Consider the following 22,745-nt stretch of genomic DNA (forward strand, 5'->3'; position numbering starts at 1 on the left):
ATGATACGTCAAGAGAAAATGACGGTCGTCTCTCAAAAGCAAATTGCGACAAACATTTTCGAACTGACACTTCATGGTCAACTGGTTCAGGATATGACTCCTGGCCAGTTTGTCCATGTAAAGGTGTCGGATTCATTGGAGCCGCTTTTACGTCGACCGATTAGTATTGCAAATATAGATAAAGACAACAATGAATTTACAATGATCTACCGTGCTGAGGGTCGTGGTACAAAAGTGTTAGCGACAAATCGTGAAGGTCAACAGGTCAATGTCCTTGGGCCAATTGGCAATGGTTTCCCAGTAGACGCAGTAAAAGAGGGAGGAACAGCCCTGCTAGTTGGTGGAGGAATCGGAGTGCCTCCACTACACGAGCTTTCCAAGCAATTAAACGCACGTGGTGTTAAAACAATACATGTGCTCGGCTTTCAAACGGAAGATGTATGCTTCTACGAGGAAGAATTCAGTGCCCTTGGAGAAACGCACTATGTAACGGTTGACGGCTCTAAAGGGACAAAAGGCTTTGTGACAAATGTGTTAGAGTCCCGAGCACCTGAATTCGATGTCTTTTATTCTTGTGGTCCTCTACCAATGTTAAAAGCGCTTGAAGGCTTCTATCCAGAAAAAGAAGGATTTTTATCATTTGAAGAGCGTATGGGCTGCGGTATTGGTGCTTGTTTTGCATGTGTCTGCAAAACAACCGATCAAGTAGCAAAAGATTATGTCAAAGTATGCTCTGATGGTCCAGTTTTCCCGAAAGGTACGGTGGCATTATGAGTCGTTTAAACATTCAATTACCAGGTTTAGATTTGAAAAACCCTATTATGCCAGCTTCCGGCTGCTTTGGCTTTGGACGTGAATATGCACAGCTTTACGATCTATCTAAGCTAGGGGCAATCATGATTAAAGCAACAACAGTTGAAACTCGTGCAGGTAATCCAACGCCGCGTGTAGCTGAAACAGCAGCAGGGATGTTAAATGCAATTGGCCTACAAAATCCAGGCATTGAAAAAGTGATGAATGAGGAATTAAAATTTTTAGAGGGCTATGATGTGCCAATCATCGCCAATGTGGCCGGGACGGAGACTGCGGATTATGTAGAAGTAGCAAGACGTATTTCGGCAGCATCTAATGTCCAAGCTTTAGAGCTGAATATTTCTTGTCCAAATGTTAAGTGTGGTGGCATTCAATTTGGGACAGACCCTGCCACAGCACGAGAGCTTGTTAAAGCGGTTAAAGCTGTATCCACTGTTCCTGTCTATGTGAAGCTATCACCGAATGTAACGAATATCGTAGACATTGCTTTAGCTGTGGAAGCGGGTGGCGCAGATGGTATAACAATGATTAACACATTAATAGGTATGCGTTTAGATGAGCGGACAGGGAAACCAGTCATCGCGAATGGCACAGGTGGTCTATCGGGTCCTGCTGTAAAGCCCGTAGCTATCCGAATGGTTTATGAAGTATACAAGGCAGTCAATATTCCTATAATTGGCATGGGAGGTGTGACAGAAGCACAGGATGTCATTGATTTTATGTCCGCAGGTGCTTCGGCTGTAGCAGTAGGTACAGCAAATTTTGTAGACCACTTCGTTTGCCCAAATATTATTGATGAATTACCAGCAAAACTTGATGCCCTTGGAGTAGAACATATAACAGATATTATTGGAAGGAGCCATCGTTAATGAATACTAAACCTATACTAGCATTAGATTTTCCAGGAGAAAAAGAAGTATTCGATTTCTTAAAGCACTTCCATGAGCCTCTTTTCGTGAAAATTGGTATGGAATTATATATGCAAGAAGGACCTGATATTGTTCGAAAAGTAAAAGAATTAGGTCATGATATTTTTCTTGATTTAAAACTGCATGATATCCCGAATACAGTAGGCTCTGCTATGAAGGGCTTAGCAAAACTAGGAGTAAATCTAGTGAATGTCCATGCGGCAGGTGGTCGTCCAATGATGGAGGCTGCCCTAGAAGGTCTAGAAGCCGGAACATCTGCTGGCAAGGAATGTCCAGCATTAATTGCCGTAACACAATTAACTTCCACAACAGAGGAGCAAATGCAGGCAGAGCAAAGAATTGCTTTATCCTTACAGGAATCTGTTCTACATTATGCACGTCTCACAAAACAAGCTGGCTTACAAGGTGTCGTTTGTTCAGTACACGAGGCGAAGGCAATAGCTGAAGTGTGTGGTGATGATTTTCTTCGTGTAACACCTGGGATTCGTTTAGCAGGTGGCGCAGCACACGATCAAAAACGTATTGCTACACCGGATGGGGCAAAGCGTGATGGTTCTTCACTCATCGTTGTTGGACGTGCTGTAACAGGTGCACAGGATCCAGTAGCGGCATATAAAATCGTAAGTGAATTATGGGAGGCATAAATAATGACATTACAAAATGAAATTGCACACGCTATGCTAAAGGTGGGTGCTGTAGAATTAAATCCAATTGAATTATTTACATGGGCATCTGGTATTAAATCACCTATATACTGTGATACACGTTTAACAATCTCGGACCCTATTATTCGTAAACAACTTGCAAACGGCTTAGCAACTGTAATTAAAGAAAATTTTGGTGCGACGGAAATAGTAGCAGGTACAGCAACAGCAGGTATCCCACATGCAGCGTGGGTAAGTGATATTTTAGAATTACCAATGGTTTATGTACGCTCTAAAGCGAAAGAACATGGCCGTGGCAATCAAATTGAAGGAAAATACGCAGCAGGTCAAAAAGTAGTTGTAGTAGAGGATATCGTCTCAACAGGTGGTTCTTCGATCACGGCAGTTGAAGCATTACGTGCAGCAGGTTGTGAAGTACTAGGAGTTGTTTGTGTCTACACATATAATCTCCCAAGAGCTGAACAAGCATTTGATGAAGCAGGCATCCAATATGTCTCATTAACTAATTTCGATTATCTGATTGAAGCAGCAAATGAATCAGGTGCGATTAAAGAAGATGATATTCCATTCTTAAAAGAGTGGCATGCAAAATTAAAGGCTGGAGAGCTATAATGAAAAGCTGTTCTACAGGTTATTTGACCTGTAGAACAGCTTTTTTCTTCCTATTTAAATAGGGAGAGGGTATTTAAAATTGAATACTAAAACCATTAAAACGATGTATACCTGTCCCAAAGTGTACTAGATTATTTTCTCGAAGTGTAATAACTGCCTTTTTTACCTCTAATAAGATAGAAGGGTCAAGACCTAATGTATGATGTGAACCAAAAATTTTAGTAAGAGAAGATAAGTTAGCTATCTTCTCTAAAGATTGGACTAAATCCTCAGGGCTAGTAGTTGGAAAGAATGCATAAATAGGAGCATGATCATATAGTAAGTCCCCTGTAAACAAATAACCATATTTATGATCCAAAAGCGCAATATGGCCAGGAGAGTGCCCTGGCGTGTGGAGAATAGATAATTTTCGGTTCCCTATATTTATAACATCGCCATCTTCTAATACACCTGAAGGCTGTCCCTGAAAAGGTTTGTAGTGAGATGGATTAAATGTTTTGGGTGTGGGTAACGTAATATTACGTCCAACATCCGTTCTAATCTGTTCGATAGATAATTTAGGAATACCATGGATTAGCCAATCAACTTCCTCTTTATGAACATAAATATCATCAAACGCCCCATGACTACCAATATGATCCCAATGGACATGTGTTGTAATCACAGTAATAGGCAGAGAGGTTAATTGTTTACTAATCCTTTGAATATTATCGATCCCAAGACCTGTATCAATGAGAACAGCACGTTTTTCCCCAAGCAATAAAAAAGAATGCACTTTTTCCCAATGACCATATTCACTTATAGCATACGTTTCATTATTGATTTCTTCTACTGTAAACCATGCATCATTAATTTTTGCCATCACAGACAACCTTTCCTTATGCTGAATTAAAAAATAATATAATAAAACTTTGTCATTGGAAATTTTAACATAAAAACATGTAATTTCCTTTAAAAATATTCTAAATAGTATTTTTATATTGAATATTATATAAAAATTTGTCAATTCGGAATAATTAAGAAGTATGGTATATAGCCAAAAATAAAAAGCTTTAAATTGTTTTCTCAAAGTAATTTGAAATATTAGCACTTCAACGCCCAAAATTATTCATTGAAAGTAAAAATGTGTGAAATATAACTTTACCCTAAAAGTTAACTTTTAATTTTTTGCTTTAAATTACTTGTTTCTTTGAGATTAAAAGCATTTTCTTTGTAAATATAAATATATGACATGAATTATTTTATTATATTTCAATAATTTTTAATTGTGAAAATTATAACTTTGTAAAGGTAAAGTAAAATATTTCTTACAACCAAAATATATAAAAATTATTTTTAAAAGGGAGATGTCTGGTGGAAATTTATAAGCTGGATTGAAAAAATTTGAAAAAGGGACTTGCGTTTATACATGTTTTCTAGCTAAAATAATAGCACAGTTTAATTTTCAGATAATTCTATTAGTGGATAACGAGTTGAAGGCGAAAAATTTATTAAAATCACATTTGCCAAAATAAAAACGAGAGGAGAAGAGAGAAAAACTAAATATAATTCTGATATAAAGTATCGTTTGTATTTTCAGAATATTGAATTATAGAGGAGAGATTGTTTGAATACAGCAAAAGACTTACTAACAATAACAAATTTGACTACAAGTTTTCGCATAAAAGATACATACCACGCTGCTGTAGATGATGTCTCGCTTTCACTTCAAAAAAATGAGGTATTAGCAATAGTCGGAGAATCCGGTTGTGGTAAAAGTACGTTAGCGACTACTATTGTAGGCTTGCACAATGAAGTAAATACAAAGGTTACTGGTGATATTTTTTATAATAATCAAAATCTAGCTAAATTGAATGACCAACAATTTAATAACTTACGTGGTAATGATATAGGATTTATTTTTCAGGACCCACTTTCAGCACTTAACCCTTTAATGAGAATTAGCGAACAAATTGAAGAGGGGTTAATCTATCATACAAAGCTTTCAAAACAACAGCGAAGTGAAAGAGTATTAGAATTACTAAATCAGGTTGGGATTGCAAACCCAGAACGTGTAGCTAGACAATTTCCTCATCAATTATCCGGGGGAATGCGTCAACGTGTCATGATTGCAATCGCCTTATCATGTAAGCCTGCTATTTTAATTGCTGATGAACCAACAACAGCTTTAGATGTTACAATACAGGCCCAAATTCTGGACCTTTTAAAAGCATTACAGACTGAGACTGAGACAGGCATTATTCTCATTACGCATGATTTAGGTGTTGTAGCAGAGATGGCTGACCGAGTTGTAGTTATGTACGCTGGTGAAGTCGTAGAAGAGGCGCCCGTTCAGGAGTTATTCAATAATCCAAGGCACCCTTACACTCGTTCACTATTAAATTCAATTCCACAAACACATAGCGAAAATGAAAGACTCGAGGTTATTCAAGGAATGGTACCATCCTTAATTAATTTACCTCGAGAAGGTTGTCGTTTTTCAGGACGTATTCCGTGGATTGATACATCTTCACACGAAGCAAAACCACAATTACATGAAATTGCACCAGGACATTTTGTGAGATGTACCTGCTGGAAACACTTTCATTTCGAAGGTGAAGAAGGGAGCGGGACTGTATGAGCTTTATGCAAATTAAAGATTTAAGTGTTCACTATCCAATACGTGGTGGATTTTTTAATACCGTTGTTGATCGAGTATATGCAGTGGATGGCGTAACAATGGAGTTCGAAAAGGGCAAGACATATGGGCTAGTCGGAGAATCAGGATCAGGTAAATCAACAACAGGAAAAGCGATCATTGGCTTAGAAAAAATCACCTCAGGTCAAATTTATTATGAGGGTGAAAATGTGACAAATCAGCAGAGAAAAAGGGATTCTGCTTATAACAGAGACATACAAATGATTTTCCAAGACTCTCATTCCAGTATGAATCCTAGAAAACGCGTTCTCGATATTCTTGCCGAGCCTATTCGTAATTTTATGAAGCTTAGTGACCAGGAGGAACGCAAACGCATTAGAGAGTTGCTTGCTATTGTTGGGATGTCAGAAGATGTTTTACTAAAGTATCCCCATGAATTTTCAGGTGGTCAAAAGCAACGTCTGGGCATTGCGCGAGCGGTTGCTTGTAACCCTAAAATGATTATTGCGGATGAACCTGTTTCAGCGCTTGATTTATCTGTACAGGCACAAGTGTTGAATTTTATGAAAGATATTCAAAATGAGTATGGACTTACGTACTTATTCATTTCCCATGATTTAGGCGTTGTTAAACATATGTGTGATCACATTTCTATTATGTATAAAGGACGCTTTGTGGAAACTGGTACAAGACATGATATTTATAAAAATCCGCAGCATATATACACGAACCGACTTTTATCAGCCATTCCAAATATCGAACCAGAGACTAGGAATGAACGTAAATTAGTTCGACAACAAGTAGAAGGAAACTATCAACAAGAGCAACATAAATACTATGATGAGCATGGAAAAGTCTATCCACTGAAATCCATTTCAGACACACATATGGTTGCAATGTCAGGAGGAATGTGAAATGTGGAAAACAATAGCTAGAAGAGTAATTTTAATGATTCCTCAAATGTTTGTGCTAAGCTTAATTATTTTTATTTTAGCAAAACAAATGCCTGGTGATCCTTTTACAGGGTTAATTACACCAGAAACAGACCCTGCACGTATAGAAGAACTTAGAATTCAAGCGGGTTATTATGATCCATGGTATGTACAATATTATCATTGGGTGATCAATGCCTTTCAGGGTGATTTTGGACAAAGCTATACATATAAACTTGCAGTGTCCTCATTGATTGGCGAGCGTGCATTAAACACATTTTGGCTTGCCCTACTTAGTACCATCCTTGTTTATTTAATAGCTATCCCTTTAGGAATGATAGCTGGACGTAAGCAGGATACTTTGTATGATAAGTCGATTACTCTGTATAGCTTTATAAGCTATGCAATACCAACCTTTGTATTGGGCTTAATTTTCTTATATATTTTTGGCTATCGTTTAATGTGGTTTCCGACGAGTGGAACAGTCGATGTAGGTGTAGAGCCTGGAACGCTCGAGTATTATTGGAATCGCTTGTATCACTTAATACTACCTGCAATGACGTATGCCATTTTAGCGACAACGACGATTATTCAATACTTACGTTCAGAAATTATTGATGCCAAAACACAGGATTATGTTAAGACAGCTCGTAGTAAAGGCGTACCGATGAAAAAAATCTATAGAAGACATATTTTCCGTAACTCTTTATTACCAATTGCGGCCTTCCTTGGCTTTACAATTACAGGTTTATTAGGCGGCTCGATTTTCATAGAGACAATTTTTGGCTTCCCGGGCATGGGTCAATTATTCATCCATTCCGTAACAAGTCGTGATTACAGTGTTATTACAGCTCTTGTTATGCTTTATGGCTTCTTAGCGTTATTAGGTAGTCTATTGTCAGATATCATTATGAGCATTGTTGATCCACGTATCCGCATAGACTAACAGTTACATTGAACGCATAAGGAGAGGTGAATAAAATGGAGCAAAAAAATGATGTAGTGAAAGTTGAAAGTATGCCACCAACAGGAATTCAAGTCGTGATACGTGAATTCAGAAAAGATAAATTAGCGTTATTGTCATTTATTGGAATAACTTTGCTTATAATTGTAATATTGATTATGTCCGCCTTTATGAATCAGGATGAAATATTACGGATTAAATTATTAGAGCGTTTTACAGAGCCTGGTGTTAATGGATATATTCTTGGGGCTGATGAGGCTGGTCGCGATATGTATGGACAGCTAATTATCGGTGCGAAAAATTCTATATTAATTGCAGTTGCTATTACCCTTATTGCAAATGCCTTAGGGATCGCACTAGGTATTATAATGGGCTATTATGGCGGCTTCATCGATAATTTATTTATGCGTATCATTGATTTCCTTATGACATTACCGACATTAATGATTATTATTGTGTTAGTTACAATTCTTCCGAAATATGGTGTTTTTGAGTTGATTTTGATTTTAAGTGCCTTTCAATGGATAGGGACTGCGCGTCTCGTCAGAAGTAAAGCTTTATCTGAAGGACGTAGAGATTATGTTAGTGCCTCCAAAACAATGGGGACTAGTGATTTTGCCATTATGTTTAAAGGGATACTACCAAATTTAAGTTCGTTGCTAATAGTAGAATTAACGTTAAACTTTGCAGGAAATGTGGGCATTGAAACGGGTCTATCATTCTTAGGCTTTGGTTTACCGCCATCTACACCTAGCTTAGGGACGCTAGTAAGCTATGCAACAAACCCAATAGTATTATCTTCAAAATGGTGGATTTGGTTGCCCGCATCATTATTAATTTTAGTATTGATGCTTGGTATAAATTATGTCGGTCAAGCGTTAAGACGTGCAGCTGACGCAAAACAACGATTAGGATAAAGGGGAGGATTTACACATGAAGAAGAATTGGTTATTTTTGTCCATTCTATTTGCATTCATGCTAGTTTTAGCAGCCTGCAGTGGTGGAGGCAATGGGTCTGAAAAAGGCACGGAAACTGATAACACAGAAAAATCAGGTGAAACAGAAAAAGCAGGCGAATCAGAAGAAACGAAAGATTCATTATTACCAATGGAGGTAACAAATGAAGGAGACGCAATCCAAGGTGGTACTTTACGCGTAGGACTTGTAACAAGCTCTCCATTCCAAGGTATTTTTAACTGGGAACTATACGAGGATGCTTATGATTCAGAAATTCTAGCATTCGCTTCAAATGTACTTTTTGAACAAGACGGGAACTTCCTTGTTACAGACAAAGGTATTGCAAAATTAGACGTTGATGCTGAGGCAAAAACAGCAACAGTTACAATTCAAGGTGATTATAAATGGTCAGATGGTACACCATTAACTGCTGATGATTTAATTTTCCCATACGAGCTAATTGGTCATCCAGATTATACAGGTGTTCGCTATGATGATGATTTTAAAAATATTGTTGGTGCAGAAGAGTATCATAATGGTCAAGCAGATACAATTTCAGGTATTACAAAAGTTGATGACAAGAGTATTAAAATCCAACTTAAAAAAGTATCACCAGCTATTTACTCTATTGGTGATGGTTTATGGGCGTATGCAGAGCCTAAACATCAATTAGAATCGATCCCAGTGAAAGATTTACTTGCTTCAGATGCAGTGCGTAAAAATCCTGTAACACTTGGGGCATTTAAAATTGATAAAGTCGTTAATGGTGAGTCAGTACAGTTTGTTGCTAATGAAAACTATTATAAAGGTAAACCGAAAGTTGATAAAGTTGTACTTGAGGTTGTTCCACCAACTTCAATTGGTGAAGCACTAAGAACAGGGAAATATGATCTTGCAACATCATATCCAACTAATCAGTACGATAGTATTAAGGATCTACAAAACTTAGCAATATTAGGTCGACCAGAATTATCATATTCTTATATCGGCTTTAAATTAGGAAAATATGATACAACAAATAAAGTAAACGTATTTGATGAAAAGTCAAAAATGAATAGTATTGAATTACGTCAAGCTGTTGCGTTTGCAATGGATGTTGAAGGTGTTGCAGAAAAATTCTATCAAGGCTTACGTGAGCGCGGAAATTCTTTAATCCCACCAGTATTTACATCATTCTACGATTCAACATTAGAAGGCTATAATTATGATCCTGAAAAAGCAAAAGAATTATTAGATAAAGCTGGCTTTAAAGATGTTGACGGTGATGGCATTCGTGAAGATAAAGATGGGAAGAAATTCTCTATTCGCTTAGCTTCAATGGCTGGTTCAGAAACAGATGAAGCGATTGTTGAATACTTCCGTCAAAACTGGAAAGAAGTAGGCTTAGACGTACAATTAACTACTGGTCGTCTTATCGAGTTCAACGCTTTCTATGATAAAGTTCAAGCAGATGATCCAGAAATCGATATGTATCAAGCTGCATGGGGAACTGGAACAAATCCATCTCCAAAAGGTTTATATGGTGAAGGTGCTGAGTTTAACTTTAGCCGCTATGTATCTCCTGAATTAACAAAATTATTAGACGCTATTGACTCAGAAGAGGCTATGGATCAAGATACACGTACAAAAGCATTTAGAGCTTGGCAAGAATATATGAGCGAAAAAGCAATGGTAGTACCGACTTTCTTCCGTACAGAAGTTATACCTGTTAATAAACGCGTGAAAAACTATAATGTGGAATATGGAAATTCTACAGAACTGCAAGATATTGAATTAACAGCAGATGCTCCAATAAAATAATTGGTATCGAAGAAGCAGTCTTTCTTGATAGAAGAAAGGCTGTTTTTTTCAAAAAAAGAAGTGTATCTTGCTTAAAATAAGCTAAAAGGGGAAAAGACATTAATATCCCAATTAAAAATCCATCCATTGGAAAGCTCCAATGGATGGATATACAGTTAGTTTTTATCGATTATTAACCCAAGCTTTAACTAAATCAGCAGTGCCATATACATAATGTTGGTCGCCTACTTCATGATACGATGCAGTTTCGTCAACTTCAGTATGCTTGTATGGAATACGTTGACGACGTTTCTCTGACATTGGATCAGGAAGTGGGATTGCTGATAATAAAGATTTTGTATACGGGTGGACAGGGTGATTGTAAATATCATCTGCTTTACCGATTTCCATGATTTTACCGCGGTACATTACAGCAATACGGTCACTGATGTATTTTACCATCGAAAGGTCATGGGCAATGAAAAGATATGTTAAGCCACGTTCTTTTTGAAGTTGTTTTAATAAGTTAACAACCTGAGCCTGGATCGATACGTCAAGCGCAGAGATTGGCTCATCGGCAATGATAAACTTAGGATCTAAGCTTAGCGCACGGGCAATCCCAATACGTTGGCGTTGACCACCAGAGAATTCATGTGCGTAACGATTCGCGTGCTCTTTGTTTAAACCAACAGCTTCAAGTAACTCTTGAATTTTCCCACGACGTACATTTTTATCCTTGTAAAGACCATGGATATCAAAGGCTTCACCAATGATTTCACCGGCTGTCATACGAGGATTTAAAGAAGCGTATGGATCTTGGAAAATCATTTGCATTTGGCGGTTAAAATTCTTTAACTCATTTTTAGATTTTTTTCCATGAACATTTTCACCATCGAAAACAATCTCACCACCTGTAATATCATATAAACGAATGATTGAACGACCCGTTGTTGACTTTCCACAACCTGATTCGCCTACAAGACCAAGTGTTTCACCTTCATAAACATCGAAGCTAATACCATCTACAGCTTTGATTGGATTACTTGGTGACCCAAAATGCTGCTTTAAGTTTTTAATTTCAAGAATTTTTTTAGCACCAGTTTTAGTCATTTTCTTGTGCCTCCTTTGCTAAATACCCTTCAATACGTTTAGCAACTGCTTCAGGAAGAGGAATCTTTGGTGCATCTGGATGCAATAACCACGTTTTTGCAAAATGCGTTTCACTCACTTGGAACATTGGTGGTTCTTGTTCGTAATCAATGGCCATTGCGAACTCGTTACGTGCTGCAAAAGCATCCCCTTTAGGTGGGTTCGTAAGATCTGGTGGTGAACCAGGAATCGTGCGCAATAACTCATCCGTATCATTATCTAGATCAGGCATAGAACCTAGTAGACCCCATGTGTATGGGTGCTTAGGATTATAGAAAATATCATTAACAGTACCATACTCCACGATTTGTCCAGCGTACATTACGGCTACACGATCTGCAATGTTCGCCACAACACCTAAATCGTGTGTAATGAAAATGATAGATGTTTTCGAGTTCTTTTGAATTTCCTTCATTAGCTCTAAAATTTGTGCTTGAATGGTAACATCTAGAGCTGTTGTTGGCTCATCCGCAATCAGTAGCTTAGGATCAGCTGCAAGCGCGATCGCAATAACAACACGTTGACGCATACCACCTGAAAATTCATGTGGATATTGATTATAACGTTTCTCAGGGAAGGGGATACCCACCTGTGTTAAAAGCTCAATCGCACGTTTTTTTGCATCTGCTTTAGAAACTTTTCTATGTTGCAAAATTACTTCAGTTATTTGACGTCCGACCTTCATCGTTGGATTCAAACTTGTCATTGGATCTTGGAAAATCATTGCAATTTCATTTCCGCGTACTTTAGACATTTCTTTATCAGTTAACGGAACTAAATCACGGCCATTAAATAAAATTTGTCCTGACTCATAAATACCAGGTGGCTGTGGAATTAATTTCATTAATGCATTACTCGTAACACTTTTACCCGAACCTGATTCACCAACTATAGCTAGTGTTTCACCTTCCTTTAAATCAAAGTTAACACCACGTACAGCATGAACAAGCCCTGCATAAGTTTTAAAGTTAATTTTTAAATCTTTTACTTCAAGAATTGTTTTACTCATTTTCGGCCACCTCCTTATTTACGTAGTTTTGGATCTAGAGCATCACGTAAGCCGTCACCAACAGCGTTAAACGCAAAGATTGTTAGTGAGATAAATACTGCTGGGAAAATCAAGCGCCATGGTGCATTAGCTATAGCCTTATTACCGTCAGAAGCCATTGTACCCCATGAAGCAGTTGGAGCAGGAACCCCAAGACCAAGGTAACTTAGGAATGACTCAGTGAAGATAGCTGATGGAATTGTTAAAGTCATCGTTACTAAAATGGCACCAAGAGCATTCGGAACTAAGTGTTTAATAATTAAATGTCCTGTACTTGCACCTAATGTACGAGCAGCAAGAACGTATTCTTGATTTTTAATAGATAATACTTCACCACGAACGATACGTGCCATATTAATCCATCCAGTGATAGACAAGGCAATAATCATTGGGAATAGACCTGGTTGCATAACAACTAACAGTACGATTACTACTAAAAGGTAAGGTACAGCAGTTAAAACGTCAGCAATACGCATCATAATATTATCAACACGACCGCCTGATAAACCTGAAATACTTCCCCAAATTACACCGATAATTAAATCTATAATCGCTGCTGCAATTCCGATAAATAGGGAAATACGAGCTCCTTCCCAAATACGAACGAAAATGTCACGACCAAGGTCATCCGTCCCAAACCAAAATTGTGCAGATGGTGGTGCATTGTATACACCAAGCTGATCACTTGCTTTATATTGAGATAAAATTGGTGCGAATATAGCCATTAAAATAACAATAATCAAAATAATTATCCCAATAATGGCCATTTTATTATGAGAGAAACGGAGAAATACTTCTTTCCAAAAGGAGACTGATTTATCAGCTAATTTTTCCGTTGCTTCATGATTACCACCAACAATTTTAAACTTATCTTTTTCAATTTGTTGCTGTGTCATTATTTTTTCGCTCCTTTCAGCTTGATACGCGGATCAATTACGCTATATAGAATATCAACGATTAATACCGCAAATAAAAGGATGATGGAATAGAACACTGTCGTACCCATAATAACCGTATAGTCACGGTTTGTAATACTTTGAACGAAGTGTTTACCAAGTCCAGGAATAGCGAAAATTTGCTCTACGATGAAACTACCTGTAACAACCCCAGCAGTTAAAGGACCAATGTACGTTACAACCGGTAGTAGGGCATTTCGTAATGTATGGCGGAATACGATTGTCCATTTGCCAATCCCCTTCGCACGAGCCATTTTTACATATTCACTATTGTTTTGTTCAAGCATACTTGAACGAGTTAGCTTTGCAATAAAGCCCATGTGAGAGAGTGCGATTGCAAAGGCTGGTAATATACTATAAACAAAGCCTTTCCATCCACTAATTGGGAACCAACCTAGCTTAAAGGCTAAGAAATACTGCATTAAACCTGCTAAGATAAATGAAGGTACTGATATACCGAGCACCGCAAAGGACGTTGCCAAATAATCCGGGAACTTATTATGATATAGCGCGGAAACTACGCCAATTAAAACACCGAATCCAATTGCTAATAGCATAGCTTCAATCCCTAATGTTAACGAAACAGGGAAACTTTCAGAAATCATATCATTTGTAGAACGCGCTTTATATTTCATTGACTCACCGAAATTGAAAGTGGCCGTATCGATTAAATAATCTTTATATTGTATATACCAAGGGTTATTTAATCCATACGTTTCGTTTAACTTCTCCTCGATTTGAGGTGGGAAATTACGTTCACTCGCAAAAGGACTACCAGGAGCGAGACGCATTAAGAAAAACGTAACAGTTACGATGACGAAAAGCGCGAGAAGTATATACATCAGCCTTTTCAAAATATATTTAATCACATAAAACTCCTCCTTCTATTTGTCAATTGTCTGACAAATATATGCCTTCGTATTTTAAAAAGAGCTGACTCGCGCCGTAGGGGCTACGAGGCAGCTCTTCGCTGTAGAGCTAAATAAGCGAAATGTTGTTGATTATTTCTCTACTTTAACCTCTTTAAGAGAGATGTTACCAAGGATGTCTGCCTTCATGTCTTTCACATAATCTTGTACTACAGAAAGGTTCGTGTAGTAGTAAATTGGAACAACTGGGAACTCAGAAACAGCAATTGATTCAGCTTGTTTTAAAAGCTCAAGACGTTTAGCTGGGTCTGCTTCTGTATTAGATTGATCTAATAATTTTTTGTATTCTGCATTTTCCCAACCTGTATCATTGTTACCGTTTGCAGCAGTGTCATACATTTCTAAGAAAGTATAAGCATCATTGTAGTCACCAACCCAGCCCATACGGCCAACTTGGTAGTCTAATTGGTTAAGCTTTTCTAAATAAACTTGCCATTCAGAGTTATCAAGACCTACAGTGATACCAAGGTTTTTAGTCCAGTTCTCTTGAACGAATTGTGCGATAGCAGCGTGTGCTTCACTTGTGTTATAAGAAAGGTTAATTTTTACATCTGCTGGGTTTGTAATACCAAGTTCTTTCATACCAGCTTCAAGTGCAGCTTTTGCACCTTCGATATCGTTATCTTTGTAGTAACCACGATCTTCTTCAAAGCCGTGAACCGCAGTAGGAACCATACCTAATGCAGGTTTTTGTTCACCTTTAGTAACATTATCAATTAATCCTTGTCGATCAACTGCTAATGCTAACGCTTTACGGATGTTAGCGTTTCCAGTGATTTTATCTTTTGTATTTAGCTTGTACCAATATACAGAAGCTTGGTCATTGATATTTAAAGATTTGTCAGCTTTAAATCCATCGATAGCATCAAGTGCTACAGATTGGAAAGGTGCTCCAAGGTAATCAATTTCGCCACCTTTGAACATTGTTACTGCTGTTGCTTCAGATTCAACCATACCGATATTAACAGTATCTAAAGCCACTTTATCAGCATCCCAGTATTCTGGGTTTTTCTTTAATACGATTGTATCGTTGTGTCTCCACTCACCTAATGTGAATGGACCGTTTGTTACAAAGTTTTCACCAGCATCTGTGTACCACTCATCATTACCTTCAACTACTTTTTGGTTTAATGGTGCGTATGTTTTGAATGCTGTTAATTCTAAGAAGTAAGGTGTTGGGTTTTCTAAAGTTACTACTAATGTTTTGTCATCTTCAGCTTTAACGCCTACGTCATCAGCAGAACCTTCACCATTGTTGTATGCTGCAGCACCTTTAATAGAGTAAAGGATTGAAGCATATTCTGAAAGATTGTCTGGGTTTAATGCCCATTTCCAAGCATATTCGAAGTCACCAGCAACTACTGGATCTCCGTTTGACCATTTCGCATCACGTAATTTGAACGTGTATGTTTTTAGATCTTCGCTAACTTCCCAGCTTTCAGCCGCAGCTGCAACTGGACGAGCGTCTGCATCAAGCGTTGTTAATCCTTCAAAAGTATTTGTAAGAATAACTCCAGAAGTTGTATCTGTTGCTAATGCAGGATGAAGTGATGGTGGTTCAGAAGCTACTACTACATTTAATTCGCCGCCTGAAGAAGCTGTTTCTGATGAACCAGAATCTTTTCCATCGTCTTTTGATTTTTCAGACGAATCTCCACCGAAGCCACATGCAGCAAGTACTAAAGAAAATACTGCAAGAACTGTTAGTAATAAAAACTTTTTGTTTTTATTCATGTGAATCCCCCTTATACAATTTTTAAGCCTTTTGTGAAGCTCCTATTTAATATACCAAAAAAATCATTGTGCACAAAATAAAAAAGATTCAAATTTATATAGTATTATCTGACAGTTAAGAGAATAATAAATTTTTCCGATTTACCACGCTAATGAAATAGAGTGCTTGTGTAATAAAAATTTGATATTTACCTATTCTGAATATCAAAAATAGAATAAAAATAAAAAAATGATTTACTATATAGAAAATTCCTATTTTTTCGATAATAATATCAATATTTGAAAAATGATACAAAAGTCATAGATGTAATACTTTGAGGATATTGTATAGATTTGTAGAAAATCTAAGCAAAACTAAGTGAATTACATTCATTTGCAGGTAATTTCTTGTAATTTATGATCTCGAAATATGAATATTTCTATCTATTAATGATATATAAGAAACTTATTTTGTAATTTTCTAGGATTATCCAATTGTGGAGTGTGAAAAGAAATAATAGAGTTAATCTATGAAAAAATGTACCCATACTAAGAAAAAAATGGATTTAACGAAAGATTGATTATGTTAAATATATTCTATTGAAATAATTTCCTTGGAATGAGGTTAGCTATGTATATATGCAATCAGGTTAAGTTTTATTCATTAAAGTTGAAGTATATAAATACCTTGAATTCAGTACGCACTTTGCTAATTTAATCCATTTTATTTGTAGTGTTTTTTTGAGGATGTCAATTGTCTTACTGGCAAGGATTGATTATGCAAATAATTACTAAAAATCTGATTTTTTAACGTTCAAGTCCTTTACCAAACCTCCTGTTTGAGGTGTTGTGCATTATGATTCGGGAAATTTACATAATAAAATGAATAAAAAAATAGTGCATTCCGGTATATAGAATGCACCATTTGCTTCATTAAAGCTTAAATTGATTAATTTGATGCTGTAAATCTAAGGACTTTTCACTTAGATGTGCGGCAACCTGATTGATTTGTTGCATCGTGATTGTTTGTTCTTTGCTAGCGGCGGCCACTATTTGTGTGCTATCTGAGCTAGTTGAAGCGCCGTGAGCAATTTCTGCGACAGAAGCTGCTACTTGTTCTGCGCTAGCTGAAATTTCTTCAGAAGTTGCTGATATATCTTCTATTTGATCTGTCATTGCATTGATGGCTTTCACGATTGCCTCAAATGCTTGTCCTGCATGTCCAATGATTTTGACGCCGTCTGTAACCGAATGGAGGCCATCTAAAACAGCTTTCTCTACATTTTGCGTATCTTCTTGAATCTCCTGCGTTAAGGCAACAATTTGATTAGCCGATTGTTTAGATTCCTCAGCTAACTTCCGAACCTCATCCGCGACAACTGCGAATCCTTTTCCATGCTCTCCAGCACGGGCTGCTTCAATGGCAGCGTTTAGTGCTAATAAATTTGTTTGATCGGTAATGGCTGTAATAACTGTAGTGATTTGGCTAATCTCTTCTGATTGTTTACTTAATTTTTGAACAAGATTATTAATGATTTGTGTTGAATCATGGATTACATTCATTTGTTGTTGAGCATTCTCTACGGTACTGTTCCCGTTTGTAGCTAATTCGTTCGTTGTTACAGCACTGTGATGAAGTTGTTGCGTTGCTTCTGCTATACGTTGAACACCTACGGCTGTTTCATCCATTGCATGAGCACTTTCATTGGCAGCAACTGTGGCTGCTTTAGCAACATTGGCTGTTTCATTAATACGCACCGTTATTTCATCAGCGGAGGAAGTAATTTCCTCGGTAGAAGCAGAAAGTTCTTCTACTGATGCTGTTAAATGCTCAGCATTGTCTTGAATATGGGTTAATAAGTTCTTTAGATTGCCTTTCATTGAATTAAAGGACGTTGAAAGTTGACCAATTTCATCTTTAGAATGGTGAGTGACATCTTGATGGAACAGTTCTCCGTTTGCAATTTGGTTTGCCGAATGGACTACCGATTTTAAAGGGCGAGAAATAGTTCGCTGTATATAAACCATCAGAATAATGCCAAGGACAACACCAATAATAATGGCAATAATTGAAATGATTTGAGAGTTGAACACAGCTTGTTTAGATTCTTGTGTAACCGTTTCGAGTTGACCCTTTTGATAATTCGCAATTTTATTGGATATATCTTGGATGCCTTTATTAGCTTGCTGCACTTCACCATTAACCTTTTGCAAAGCTCCTTCTAAGTCGCCTGCTTCAAAAAGTGCTAGTGCCTCAGTAGCTGATTTATTAAAAGCATCATTAAATGTATTTAATTCGTTTGCATATGTATCCATTTCAGAGGAATTTGATTTTTCGTTGATTTCAGCTACTAGCTTATCGAGTAAATTTGCATGTTCTGTAAAACTTTCTTTATTCGCAGGATTGTCTTCGATAATAATGGCGCGGATAAATAGACCTTGCATGGCCATTTCAAATTGAATATCATCTGCTAATTCCACAAGGGCTACGTGAACTTCTAATGCATTTTCAATCTTCTTTTCTATATTTGAAAATAGCATGAACATAATCATTAATGAAATGATTAACGTGAGAATAATGGTAAAGAAACCGAAACTTAATTTTTTGCCTACAGACATATTGATACGCCCTTTCCGAAATGCTATTCAATCTTTTATATTTTGATTTTGCTTTGCTAAAGGGTAGAAGTCAATAACTGTTGTAAGAAACAGTTCAGATGATTCATATGTTTTTTTATTGTTATTATAATAAGGAAGATTGTCTGTAAGAATCAATCAAGATGTGGCTGTTTTCATTGATTTATAGTACGGATTACGTGCTATAAATTGAAAAAAAGAAAAAACCGAGAAAATTTATCTCGGTCTCTATCTTTACGACTGCTTTTTTAATTGTAATATGAGTGCCTCATCTGGATCGATATACAAGGTTTTTTGTTCGAAGTAAATCACAAAACCGGGTTTAGCCCCATTTGGTTTCTTGACCTGACGAATGTCTGTATAATCGACTGGAACAGAAGAAGACTCTCTTGCCTTTGAAAAATAAGCAGCTAATGTGGCTGCTTCCCGTAGAGTTGTTTCATCGGGTTCACTAGAATGAATGACAACATGAGAGCCTGGAATATCCTTCGTGTGTAACCATATATCTGTGCGTTTTGCGATTTTAAATGTCAGCATATCATTCTGCTTGTTGTTCTTGCCAACAGAGATGGCTATACCTGTGGAAGAAATATAGCGCTCGGGTTCAGGTTTCACAGGCTTTTTCTTTTTCTTAGAATGACGTAGCTTTAAGTAGCCCTGTTCGGCTAGTTCTTCACGAATTTCTTCAATATCTCCTGGTGCTGCTTGCTGCACTTGTTGTGCCAGCATTTCAAAGTAAGTAATTTCTTCTTTTGTTTTTTCAAGTTGTTGTTGCACCATGATTAATGCATTTTTGGCCTTAGTATATTTTGTATAATAGCCTTGAGCATTTTCTATAGGTGTTTTACGCTCACTGACGGGGATCGTAATCTCTTCGCTATTTTCACTGTAGTAATTAATGACCGTTACTTCCTTGACACCCTTTTCAAAGGAGTAAATATTAGCCATTAACAATTCACCATATAACTGAAATTGATCGAGCTTTGAGGCACGCTCATAGTCCTTTGTTAGCTTTTTCGTTTTTAAAGCCAGTTTATCAATTTCATTTTGTAGCCATCTTTCTAAATCACCCGCTTGCTGCTTGACACGGTCCCGCTCGGCACGTGCAAAGAATACTCGATCAAGAAGCTCGTGAACATTCGGATATGTTGTCATATCTCCATGTAAGTGAGTTAATTCAATTGGTGAGAAGTAGGTTTTATGATTAGCCAATACATACATAGGGCTCGTTCCACCATTTGCGAAGCTGGCTATAAATTCTTTAAAACATTGTACTCGATTGGATGCTGATGTCATACGGTACAATAATTCCTCAGCATGAAGAGGTGAAAAGCCAGTAAATTGTGTCACAATATCTTTGGCATTTTTAGTTTCCACAAAAAATGTTGCCAGCTCTTCCTCTGTAACTAATAGAGGATTCCATTTATTTTGTGTTGGTGGAGCCAAGTAAGGCTGGCCAGGTAATACGGTACGAAAACTGTTTACAGATGGAGGCAAGTGCTTTAAACTATCAACAATTTTATCTTGCTCTTTATCAATTAAAAGTAGATTACTATGTCTACCCATAATTTCAGCATGTAATTGTCTAACAATAGGATCGCCAATTTCATTTTTACTTTCGATTTCTACTATTATAATACGGTCAAATCCAAGCTGTTTAACGGAGGAAATAAAACCACCCTCTAAATGCTTGCGCAGCAGCATACAAAACATAGGAGGCTCTGCAGGATTTTCAATCGATTGTTCCGTAAGATGCACTCGTGCATAAGAAGAATGAATAGAAAAAAGCAATTTATGATTTTTCCCGTTTGCACGAACATGTAAAATAACCTCTTGAGCGTTAGGTTGATGTATTTTAGTAATTCGACCTGTCACAAGCTGTTGTAGGTCGGCTGTTATTGAATAAGTAAATAAGCCGTCAAATGCCATATGAATTCCTCTTTCCAATGATAGCAAGCATCTTGGTACTTTCGTATTTTTTCTTGTTGCACTTGCATTCGCTATTTCCAAGCTTCAGCAGAGCACTAATTGTATGTTTATCATAGCATTTTTTAGGCGAATATTAAAATATAGCTTCAATTGTGGTAGAATTAGCTCTTATTCGATCCAATTTTTTTTGGAGATTCGTCATATTCGATAAAGCTTATGTTATAATATTCCCAGTATGCAAAGAAAGGTGTGACGAACCTTGGTGCGTAGTATGACTGGTTTTGGCAGAGGTGTCACAACAACTAGAGACTTTCAATTAACCGTAGAAATGCGCTCGGTCAACCATCGCTTTTTAGAAATTAACGCTAAATTTCCGAAAGAATGGCTTGAAGCTGAAATTTTTGCAAAGAAATTTATTTCTCAAGCTTTGTCACGCGGCAAAATTGATGTGATGGTATATGTGAAGGACTTAGAAAATGTAGAGCAAGCTATCGAGATTAATTGGTCATTAATTGAAGCGTATCGTAAGGCAAAAGAGCAATTAGCAAGTAAAGTACCACTAGAGGAAAAATGGACGATGCAGGAGCTTTTATCGTTAGAGCAAGCACTCGTACAGCAAAAACCACAATTAACACCTGAGGATTTGCTTAGTGCTGTTGAACAAGCGATTTCACAGGCGTTAAAACAGCTCGTACTTATGCGTGAGCGTGAGGGGCAAGAATTGCAGGAAGTTGTTGTACAATATAAGGAACAGTTAAAAGAACAAGTGAACCAAATACGTTCATGTTCATCTCTTGCTGTTGAAAAATATCGTACACGATTAGTAGAACGGATTGCAGAGGTTGCAGATGGAACTTTGTTAGATGACCGTTTACTAGCAGAAGTAGCGATTTTTGCAGAACGCGTTGACATTTCTGAGGAATTAGACAGATTGGATAGTCATTTTAATCAATTGGAAGAAACGTTACATGAAACGATTTCAGTTGGACGGAAATTAGACTTTTTAATGCAGGAAATTCATCGTGAAATCAATACGATTGGCTCGAAAAATCAATCTACAGAAGCAGCGGTTGCTGTTGTTCAGGCGAAAACAATTTTAGAAAAGATGCGTGAGCAAGTTCAAAATATCGAATAACTTGCACGTGTCTGTTATAAATTAAGGGAGATATAGAGAATAAATGATAAAAGAACGTGGATTATTAATTGTTCTGTCTGGCCCATCTGGTGTAGGTAAAGGGACAGTGCGAAAAGAATTATTTTCTCAGCCGAATACGAATTATGAGTATTCCATCTCGATGACGACACGAAATCCTCGCGAAGGTGAAATCGATGGTATAGACTATTTTTTCAAGAAACGTGAAGACTTTGAAACGTTAATTGAACAGGGTGGCTTATTAGAGCATGCTGAATTTGTAGGAAACTACTATGGTACACCATTAGCCTATGTGAATGAAACACTGGATGCAGGTCGCGATGTGTTTTTAGAAATCGAAGTGCAGGGTGCAGCGCAGATTCGTAAAAAAGCCCCAGATGCCTTATTTATTTTCTTAGCCCCTCCAAGTTTAACTGAATTAAAAGATCGTTTAGTTGGACGTGGGACGGAAACAGAGGACATCATAGCAAAACGTATTGCTACAGCAAGTGAAGAGCTTGAAATGATGAGCTTATACGATTATGTTGTAGAGAATGATGAAGTGACAAATGCCTGTGATCGTATTAATGCGATTATTAAAGCAGAGCATTGCCGTAGAGAACGTGTTGAAAAAAGATATTTGTCAATGTTGAGAGGAGAATAAACAATGTTATACCCATCAGTAGATGCTTTAAAAAAAGAAATCGATTCAAAATATTCACTAGTGAGCCTTGCTTCAAAACGTGCTCGTCAAATGCAGGAAGAGCAAAACACAGAACGTTTACACAAGTACGTATCTCATAAATACGTAGGGAAAGCACTTGAAGAAGTAGCGGCAGGTGTACTTACGAAAGTATCACAGGATGAGTCAACTGTGTACGAAGACGAAATCTAACTTCAAGTTAGTCAGCAGTTGATTTGATTATACAGAATGCCGAGAGCTCCCAGGGAATCCTCCTTTGG

At 37.2% G+C, this 22,745-nt stretch carries 20 protein-coding genes; 12 read left to right on the forward strand and 8 right to left on the reverse strand.

Annotated features, from left to right (window positions below):
• The 4 genes from PI85_RS11245 to pyrE are packed head-to-tail and all read left to right on the forward strand — an operon-like array spanning window position 1 to window position 3,019.
• On the forward strand, window positions 1–774 hold the full coding sequence (locus PI85_RS11245; protein WP_036123821.1) for a dihydroorotate dehydrogenase electron transfer subunit: 774 nt from the start codon (window positions 1–3) through the stop codon (window positions 772–774).
• The gene (locus PI85_RS11250) at window positions 771–1,682 is read left to right on the forward strand and encodes a dihydroorotate dehydrogenase (RefSeq protein ID WP_036123823.1); all 912 of its coding nucleotides are present in this window, start codon (window positions 771–773) and stop codon (window positions 1,680–1,682) included. Before PI85_RS11245 ends, PI85_RS11250 begins: the two co-directional genes overlap by 4 nt.
• Window positions 1,682–2,386, forward strand: coding sequence for an orotidine-5'-phosphate decarboxylase (gene pyrF, locus PI85_RS11255; protein ID WP_036123826.1), 705 nt, complete (start codon window positions 1,682–1,684; stop codon window positions 2,384–2,386). Before PI85_RS11250 ends, pyrF begins: the two co-directional genes overlap by 1 nt.
• A 3-nt stretch (window positions 2,387–2,389) precedes the next feature.
• A complete protein-coding gene (gene pyrE, locus PI85_RS11260) occupies window positions 2,390–3,019 on the forward strand; it encodes an orotate phosphoribosyltransferase (RefSeq protein WP_036123829.1) in 630 nt (209 codons plus the stop codon).
• 73 nt (window positions 3,020–3,092) lie between these two features.
• Here pyrE and PI85_RS11265 read toward each other — a convergent pair whose 3' ends face one another.
• Complete coding sequence (locus tag PI85_RS11265) at window positions 3,093–3,881, reverse strand: MBL fold metallo-hydrolase (RefSeq protein WP_036123831.1); 789 nt, start codon at window positions 3,879–3,881, stop codon at window positions 3,093–3,095.
• 744 nt (window positions 3,882–4,625) lie between these two features.
• Between PI85_RS11265 and PI85_RS11270 the strand changes: the two genes are divergently transcribed.
• The 5 genes from PI85_RS11270 to PI85_RS11290 are packed head-to-tail and all read left to right on the forward strand — an operon-like array spanning window position 4,626 to window position 10,310.
• A complete protein-coding gene (locus PI85_RS11270; protein WP_036123835.1) occupies window positions 4,626–5,639 on the forward strand; it encodes an ABC transporter ATP-binding protein in 1,014 nt (337 codons plus the stop codon).
• On the forward strand, window positions 5,636–6,571 hold the full coding sequence (locus PI85_RS11275) for an ATP-binding cassette domain-containing protein (protein ID WP_036123838.1): 936 nt from the start codon (window positions 5,636–5,638) through the stop codon (window positions 6,569–6,571). The genes PI85_RS11270 and PI85_RS11275 overlap by 4 nt, the downstream gene beginning before the upstream one ends.
• 1 nt (window position 6,572) lies before the next feature.
• Window positions 6,573–7,535 (forward strand): oligopeptide ABC transporter permease, encoded by a 963-nt coding sequence (opp4B, locus tag PI85_RS11280; RefSeq protein ID WP_008173810.1) that lies wholly within the window; start codon window positions 6,573–6,575, stop codon window positions 7,533–7,535.
• A gap of 35 nt (window positions 7,536–7,570) precedes the next feature.
• Window positions 7,571–8,470, forward strand: coding sequence for an ABC transporter permease (locus PI85_RS11285; RefSeq protein ID WP_036123841.1), 900 nt, complete (start codon window positions 7,571–7,573; stop codon window positions 8,468–8,470).
• Between the two features lie 16 nt (window positions 8,471–8,486).
• The gene (locus PI85_RS11290) at window positions 8,487–10,310 is read left to right on the forward strand and encodes an oligopeptide ABC transporter substrate-binding protein (RefSeq protein ID WP_036123843.1); all 1,824 of its coding nucleotides are present in this window, start codon (window positions 8,487–8,489) and stop codon (window positions 10,308–10,310) included.
• A gap of 162 nt (window positions 10,311–10,472) precedes the next feature.
• On the opposite strand, the gene PI85_RS11295 is transcribed toward PI85_RS11290, so the two are convergent.
• The 7 genes from PI85_RS11295 to PI85_RS11325 all read right to left on the reverse strand — a co-directional run bounded on the left by PI85_RS11295 (window position 10,473) and on the right by PI85_RS11325 (window position 20,650).
• On the reverse strand, window positions 10,473–11,399 hold the full coding sequence (locus PI85_RS11295) for an ABC transporter ATP-binding protein (protein ID WP_036123846.1): 927 nt from the start codon (window positions 11,397–11,399) through the stop codon (window positions 10,473–10,475).
• Window positions 11,392–12,447, reverse strand: a complete 1,056-nt coding sequence (locus PI85_RS11300) for an ABC transporter ATP-binding protein (protein ID WP_036123858.1) — start codon at window positions 12,445–12,447, stop codon at window positions 11,392–11,394. Before PI85_RS11300 ends, PI85_RS11295 begins: the two co-directional genes overlap by 8 nt.
• Window positions 12,448–12,461: 14 nt before the next feature.
• Window positions 12,462–13,382, reverse strand: coding sequence for an ABC transporter permease (locus tag PI85_RS11305; protein ID WP_036123860.1), 921 nt, complete (start codon window positions 13,380–13,382; stop codon window positions 12,462–12,464).
• Window positions 13,382–14,311 carry an ABC transporter permease gene (locus PI85_RS11310; RefSeq protein ID WP_031418948.1) on the reverse strand — a complete coding sequence of 310 codons (930 nt, stop codon included), beginning with the start codon at window positions 14,309–14,311 and terminating at the stop codon, window positions 13,382–13,384. The genes PI85_RS11305 and PI85_RS11310 overlap by 1 nt, the downstream gene beginning before the upstream one ends.
• A 132-nt stretch (window positions 14,312–14,443) precedes the next feature.
• Window positions 14,444–16,105: a peptide ABC transporter substrate-binding protein gene (locus PI85_RS11315; protein ID WP_036123861.1), complete on the reverse strand. Its 1,662-nt coding sequence runs from the start codon at window positions 16,103–16,105 to the stop codon at window positions 14,444–14,446.
• A gap of 912 nt (window positions 16,106–17,017) precedes the next feature.
• Window positions 17,018–18,703 (reverse strand): methyl-accepting chemotaxis protein, encoded by a 1,686-nt coding sequence (locus PI85_RS11320; RefSeq protein ID WP_036123864.1) that lies wholly within the window; start codon window positions 18,701–18,703, stop codon window positions 17,018–17,020.
• Between the two features lie 252 nt (window positions 18,704–18,955).
• Window positions 18,956–20,650, reverse strand: coding sequence for an NFACT family protein (locus PI85_RS11325; RefSeq protein ID WP_036123867.1), 1,695 nt, complete (start codon window positions 20,648–20,650; stop codon window positions 18,956–18,958).
• Between the two features lie 259 nt (window positions 20,651–20,909).
• Here PI85_RS11325 and PI85_RS11330 point away from each other — a divergent pair, with 259 nt between their 5' ends.
• The 3 genes from PI85_RS11330 to rpoZ are packed head-to-tail and all read left to right on the forward strand — an operon-like array spanning window position 20,910 to window position 22,677.
• Entirely contained in the window at window positions 20,910–21,785 is an 876-nt protein-coding gene (locus tag PI85_RS11330) for a YicC/YloC family endoribonuclease (RefSeq protein ID WP_036123871.1), read from the forward strand.
• Window positions 21,786–21,828: 43 nt separating this feature from the next.
• On the forward strand, window positions 21,829–22,446 hold the full coding sequence (gene gmk, locus PI85_RS11335) for a guanylate kinase (RefSeq protein ID WP_036123874.1): 618 nt from the start codon (window positions 21,829–21,831) through the stop codon (window positions 22,444–22,446).
• Window positions 22,447–22,449: 3 nt separating this feature from the next.
• Entirely contained in the window at window positions 22,450–22,677 is a 228-nt protein-coding gene (gene rpoZ, locus PI85_RS11340; RefSeq protein WP_008173785.1) for a DNA-directed RNA polymerase subunit omega, read from the forward strand.
• Window positions 22,678–22,745: the final 68 nt, after the last annotated feature.

Origin of the sequence: Lysinibacillus sp. A1, from assembly GCF_000801965.1 — a bacterium.
Taxonomy (GTDB): domain Bacteria; phylum Bacillota; class Bacilli; order Bacillales_A; family Planococcaceae; genus Lysinibacillus; species Lysinibacillus fusiformis.

Excerpts from the sequence above, each read along its gene's own strand:
- PI85_RS11320 (WP_036123864.1), bottom strand. The coding sequence starts at position 18,703 with ATGTCTGTAGGCAAAAAATTAAGTTTCGGTTTCTTTACCATTATTCTC.
- rpoZ (WP_008173785.1), top strand. The coding sequence starts at position 22,450 with ATGTTATACCCATCAGTAGATGCTTTAAAAAAAGAAATCGATTCAAAA.
- PI85_RS11245 (WP_036123821.1), top strand. The coding sequence starts at position 1 with ATGATACGTCAAGAGAAAATGACGGTCGTCTCTCAAAAGCAAATTGCG.
- PI85_RS11285 (WP_036123841.1), top strand. The coding sequence starts at position 7,571 with ATGGAGCAAAAAAATGATGTAGTGAAAGTTGAAAGTATGCCACCAACA.
- pyrE (WP_036123829.1), top strand. The coding sequence starts at position 2,390 with ATGACATTACAAAATGAAATTGCACACGCTATGCTAAAGGTGGGTGCT.
- gmk (WP_036123874.1), top strand. The coding sequence starts at position 21,829 with ATGATAAAAGAACGTGGATTATTAATTGTTCTGTCTGGCCCATCTGGT.
- PI85_RS11295 (WP_036123846.1), bottom strand. The coding sequence starts at position 11,399 with ATGACTAAAACTGGTGCTAAAAAAATTCTTGAAATTAAAAACTTAAAG.
- PI85_RS11275 (WP_036123838.1), top strand. The coding sequence starts at position 5,636 with ATGAGCTTTATGCAAATTAAAGATTTAAGTGTTCACTATCCAATACGT.
- opp4B (WP_008173810.1), top strand. The coding sequence starts at position 6,573 with ATGTGGAAAACAATAGCTAGAAGAGTAATTTTAATGATTCCTCAAATG.
- pyrF (WP_036123826.1), top strand. The coding sequence starts at position 1,682 with ATGAATACTAAACCTATACTAGCATTAGATTTTCCAGGAGAAAAAGAA.
- PI85_RS11290 (WP_036123843.1), top strand. The coding sequence starts at position 8,487 with ATGAAGAAGAATTGGTTATTTTTGTCCATTCTATTTGCATTCATGCTA.
- PI85_RS11265 (WP_036123831.1), bottom strand. The coding sequence starts at position 3,881 with ATGGCAAAAATTAATGATGCATGGTTTACAGTAGAAGAAATCAATAAT.
- PI85_RS11250 (WP_036123823.1), top strand. The coding sequence starts at position 771 with ATGAGTCGTTTAAACATTCAATTACCAGGTTTAGATTTGAAAAACCCT.
- PI85_RS11305 (WP_036123860.1), bottom strand. The coding sequence starts at position 13,382 with ATGACACAGCAACAAATTGAAAAAGATAAGTTTAAAATTGTTGGTGGT.
- PI85_RS11300 (WP_036123858.1), bottom strand. The coding sequence starts at position 12,447 with ATGAGTAAAACAATTCTTGAAGTAAAAGATTTAAAAATTAACTTTAAA.
- PI85_RS11315 (WP_036123861.1), bottom strand. The coding sequence starts at position 16,105 with ATGAATAAAAACAAAAAGTTTTTATTACTAACAGTTCTTGCAGTATTT.
- PI85_RS11325 (WP_036123867.1), bottom strand. The coding sequence starts at position 20,650 with ATGGCATTTGACGGCTTATTTACTTATTCAATAACAGCCGACCTACAA.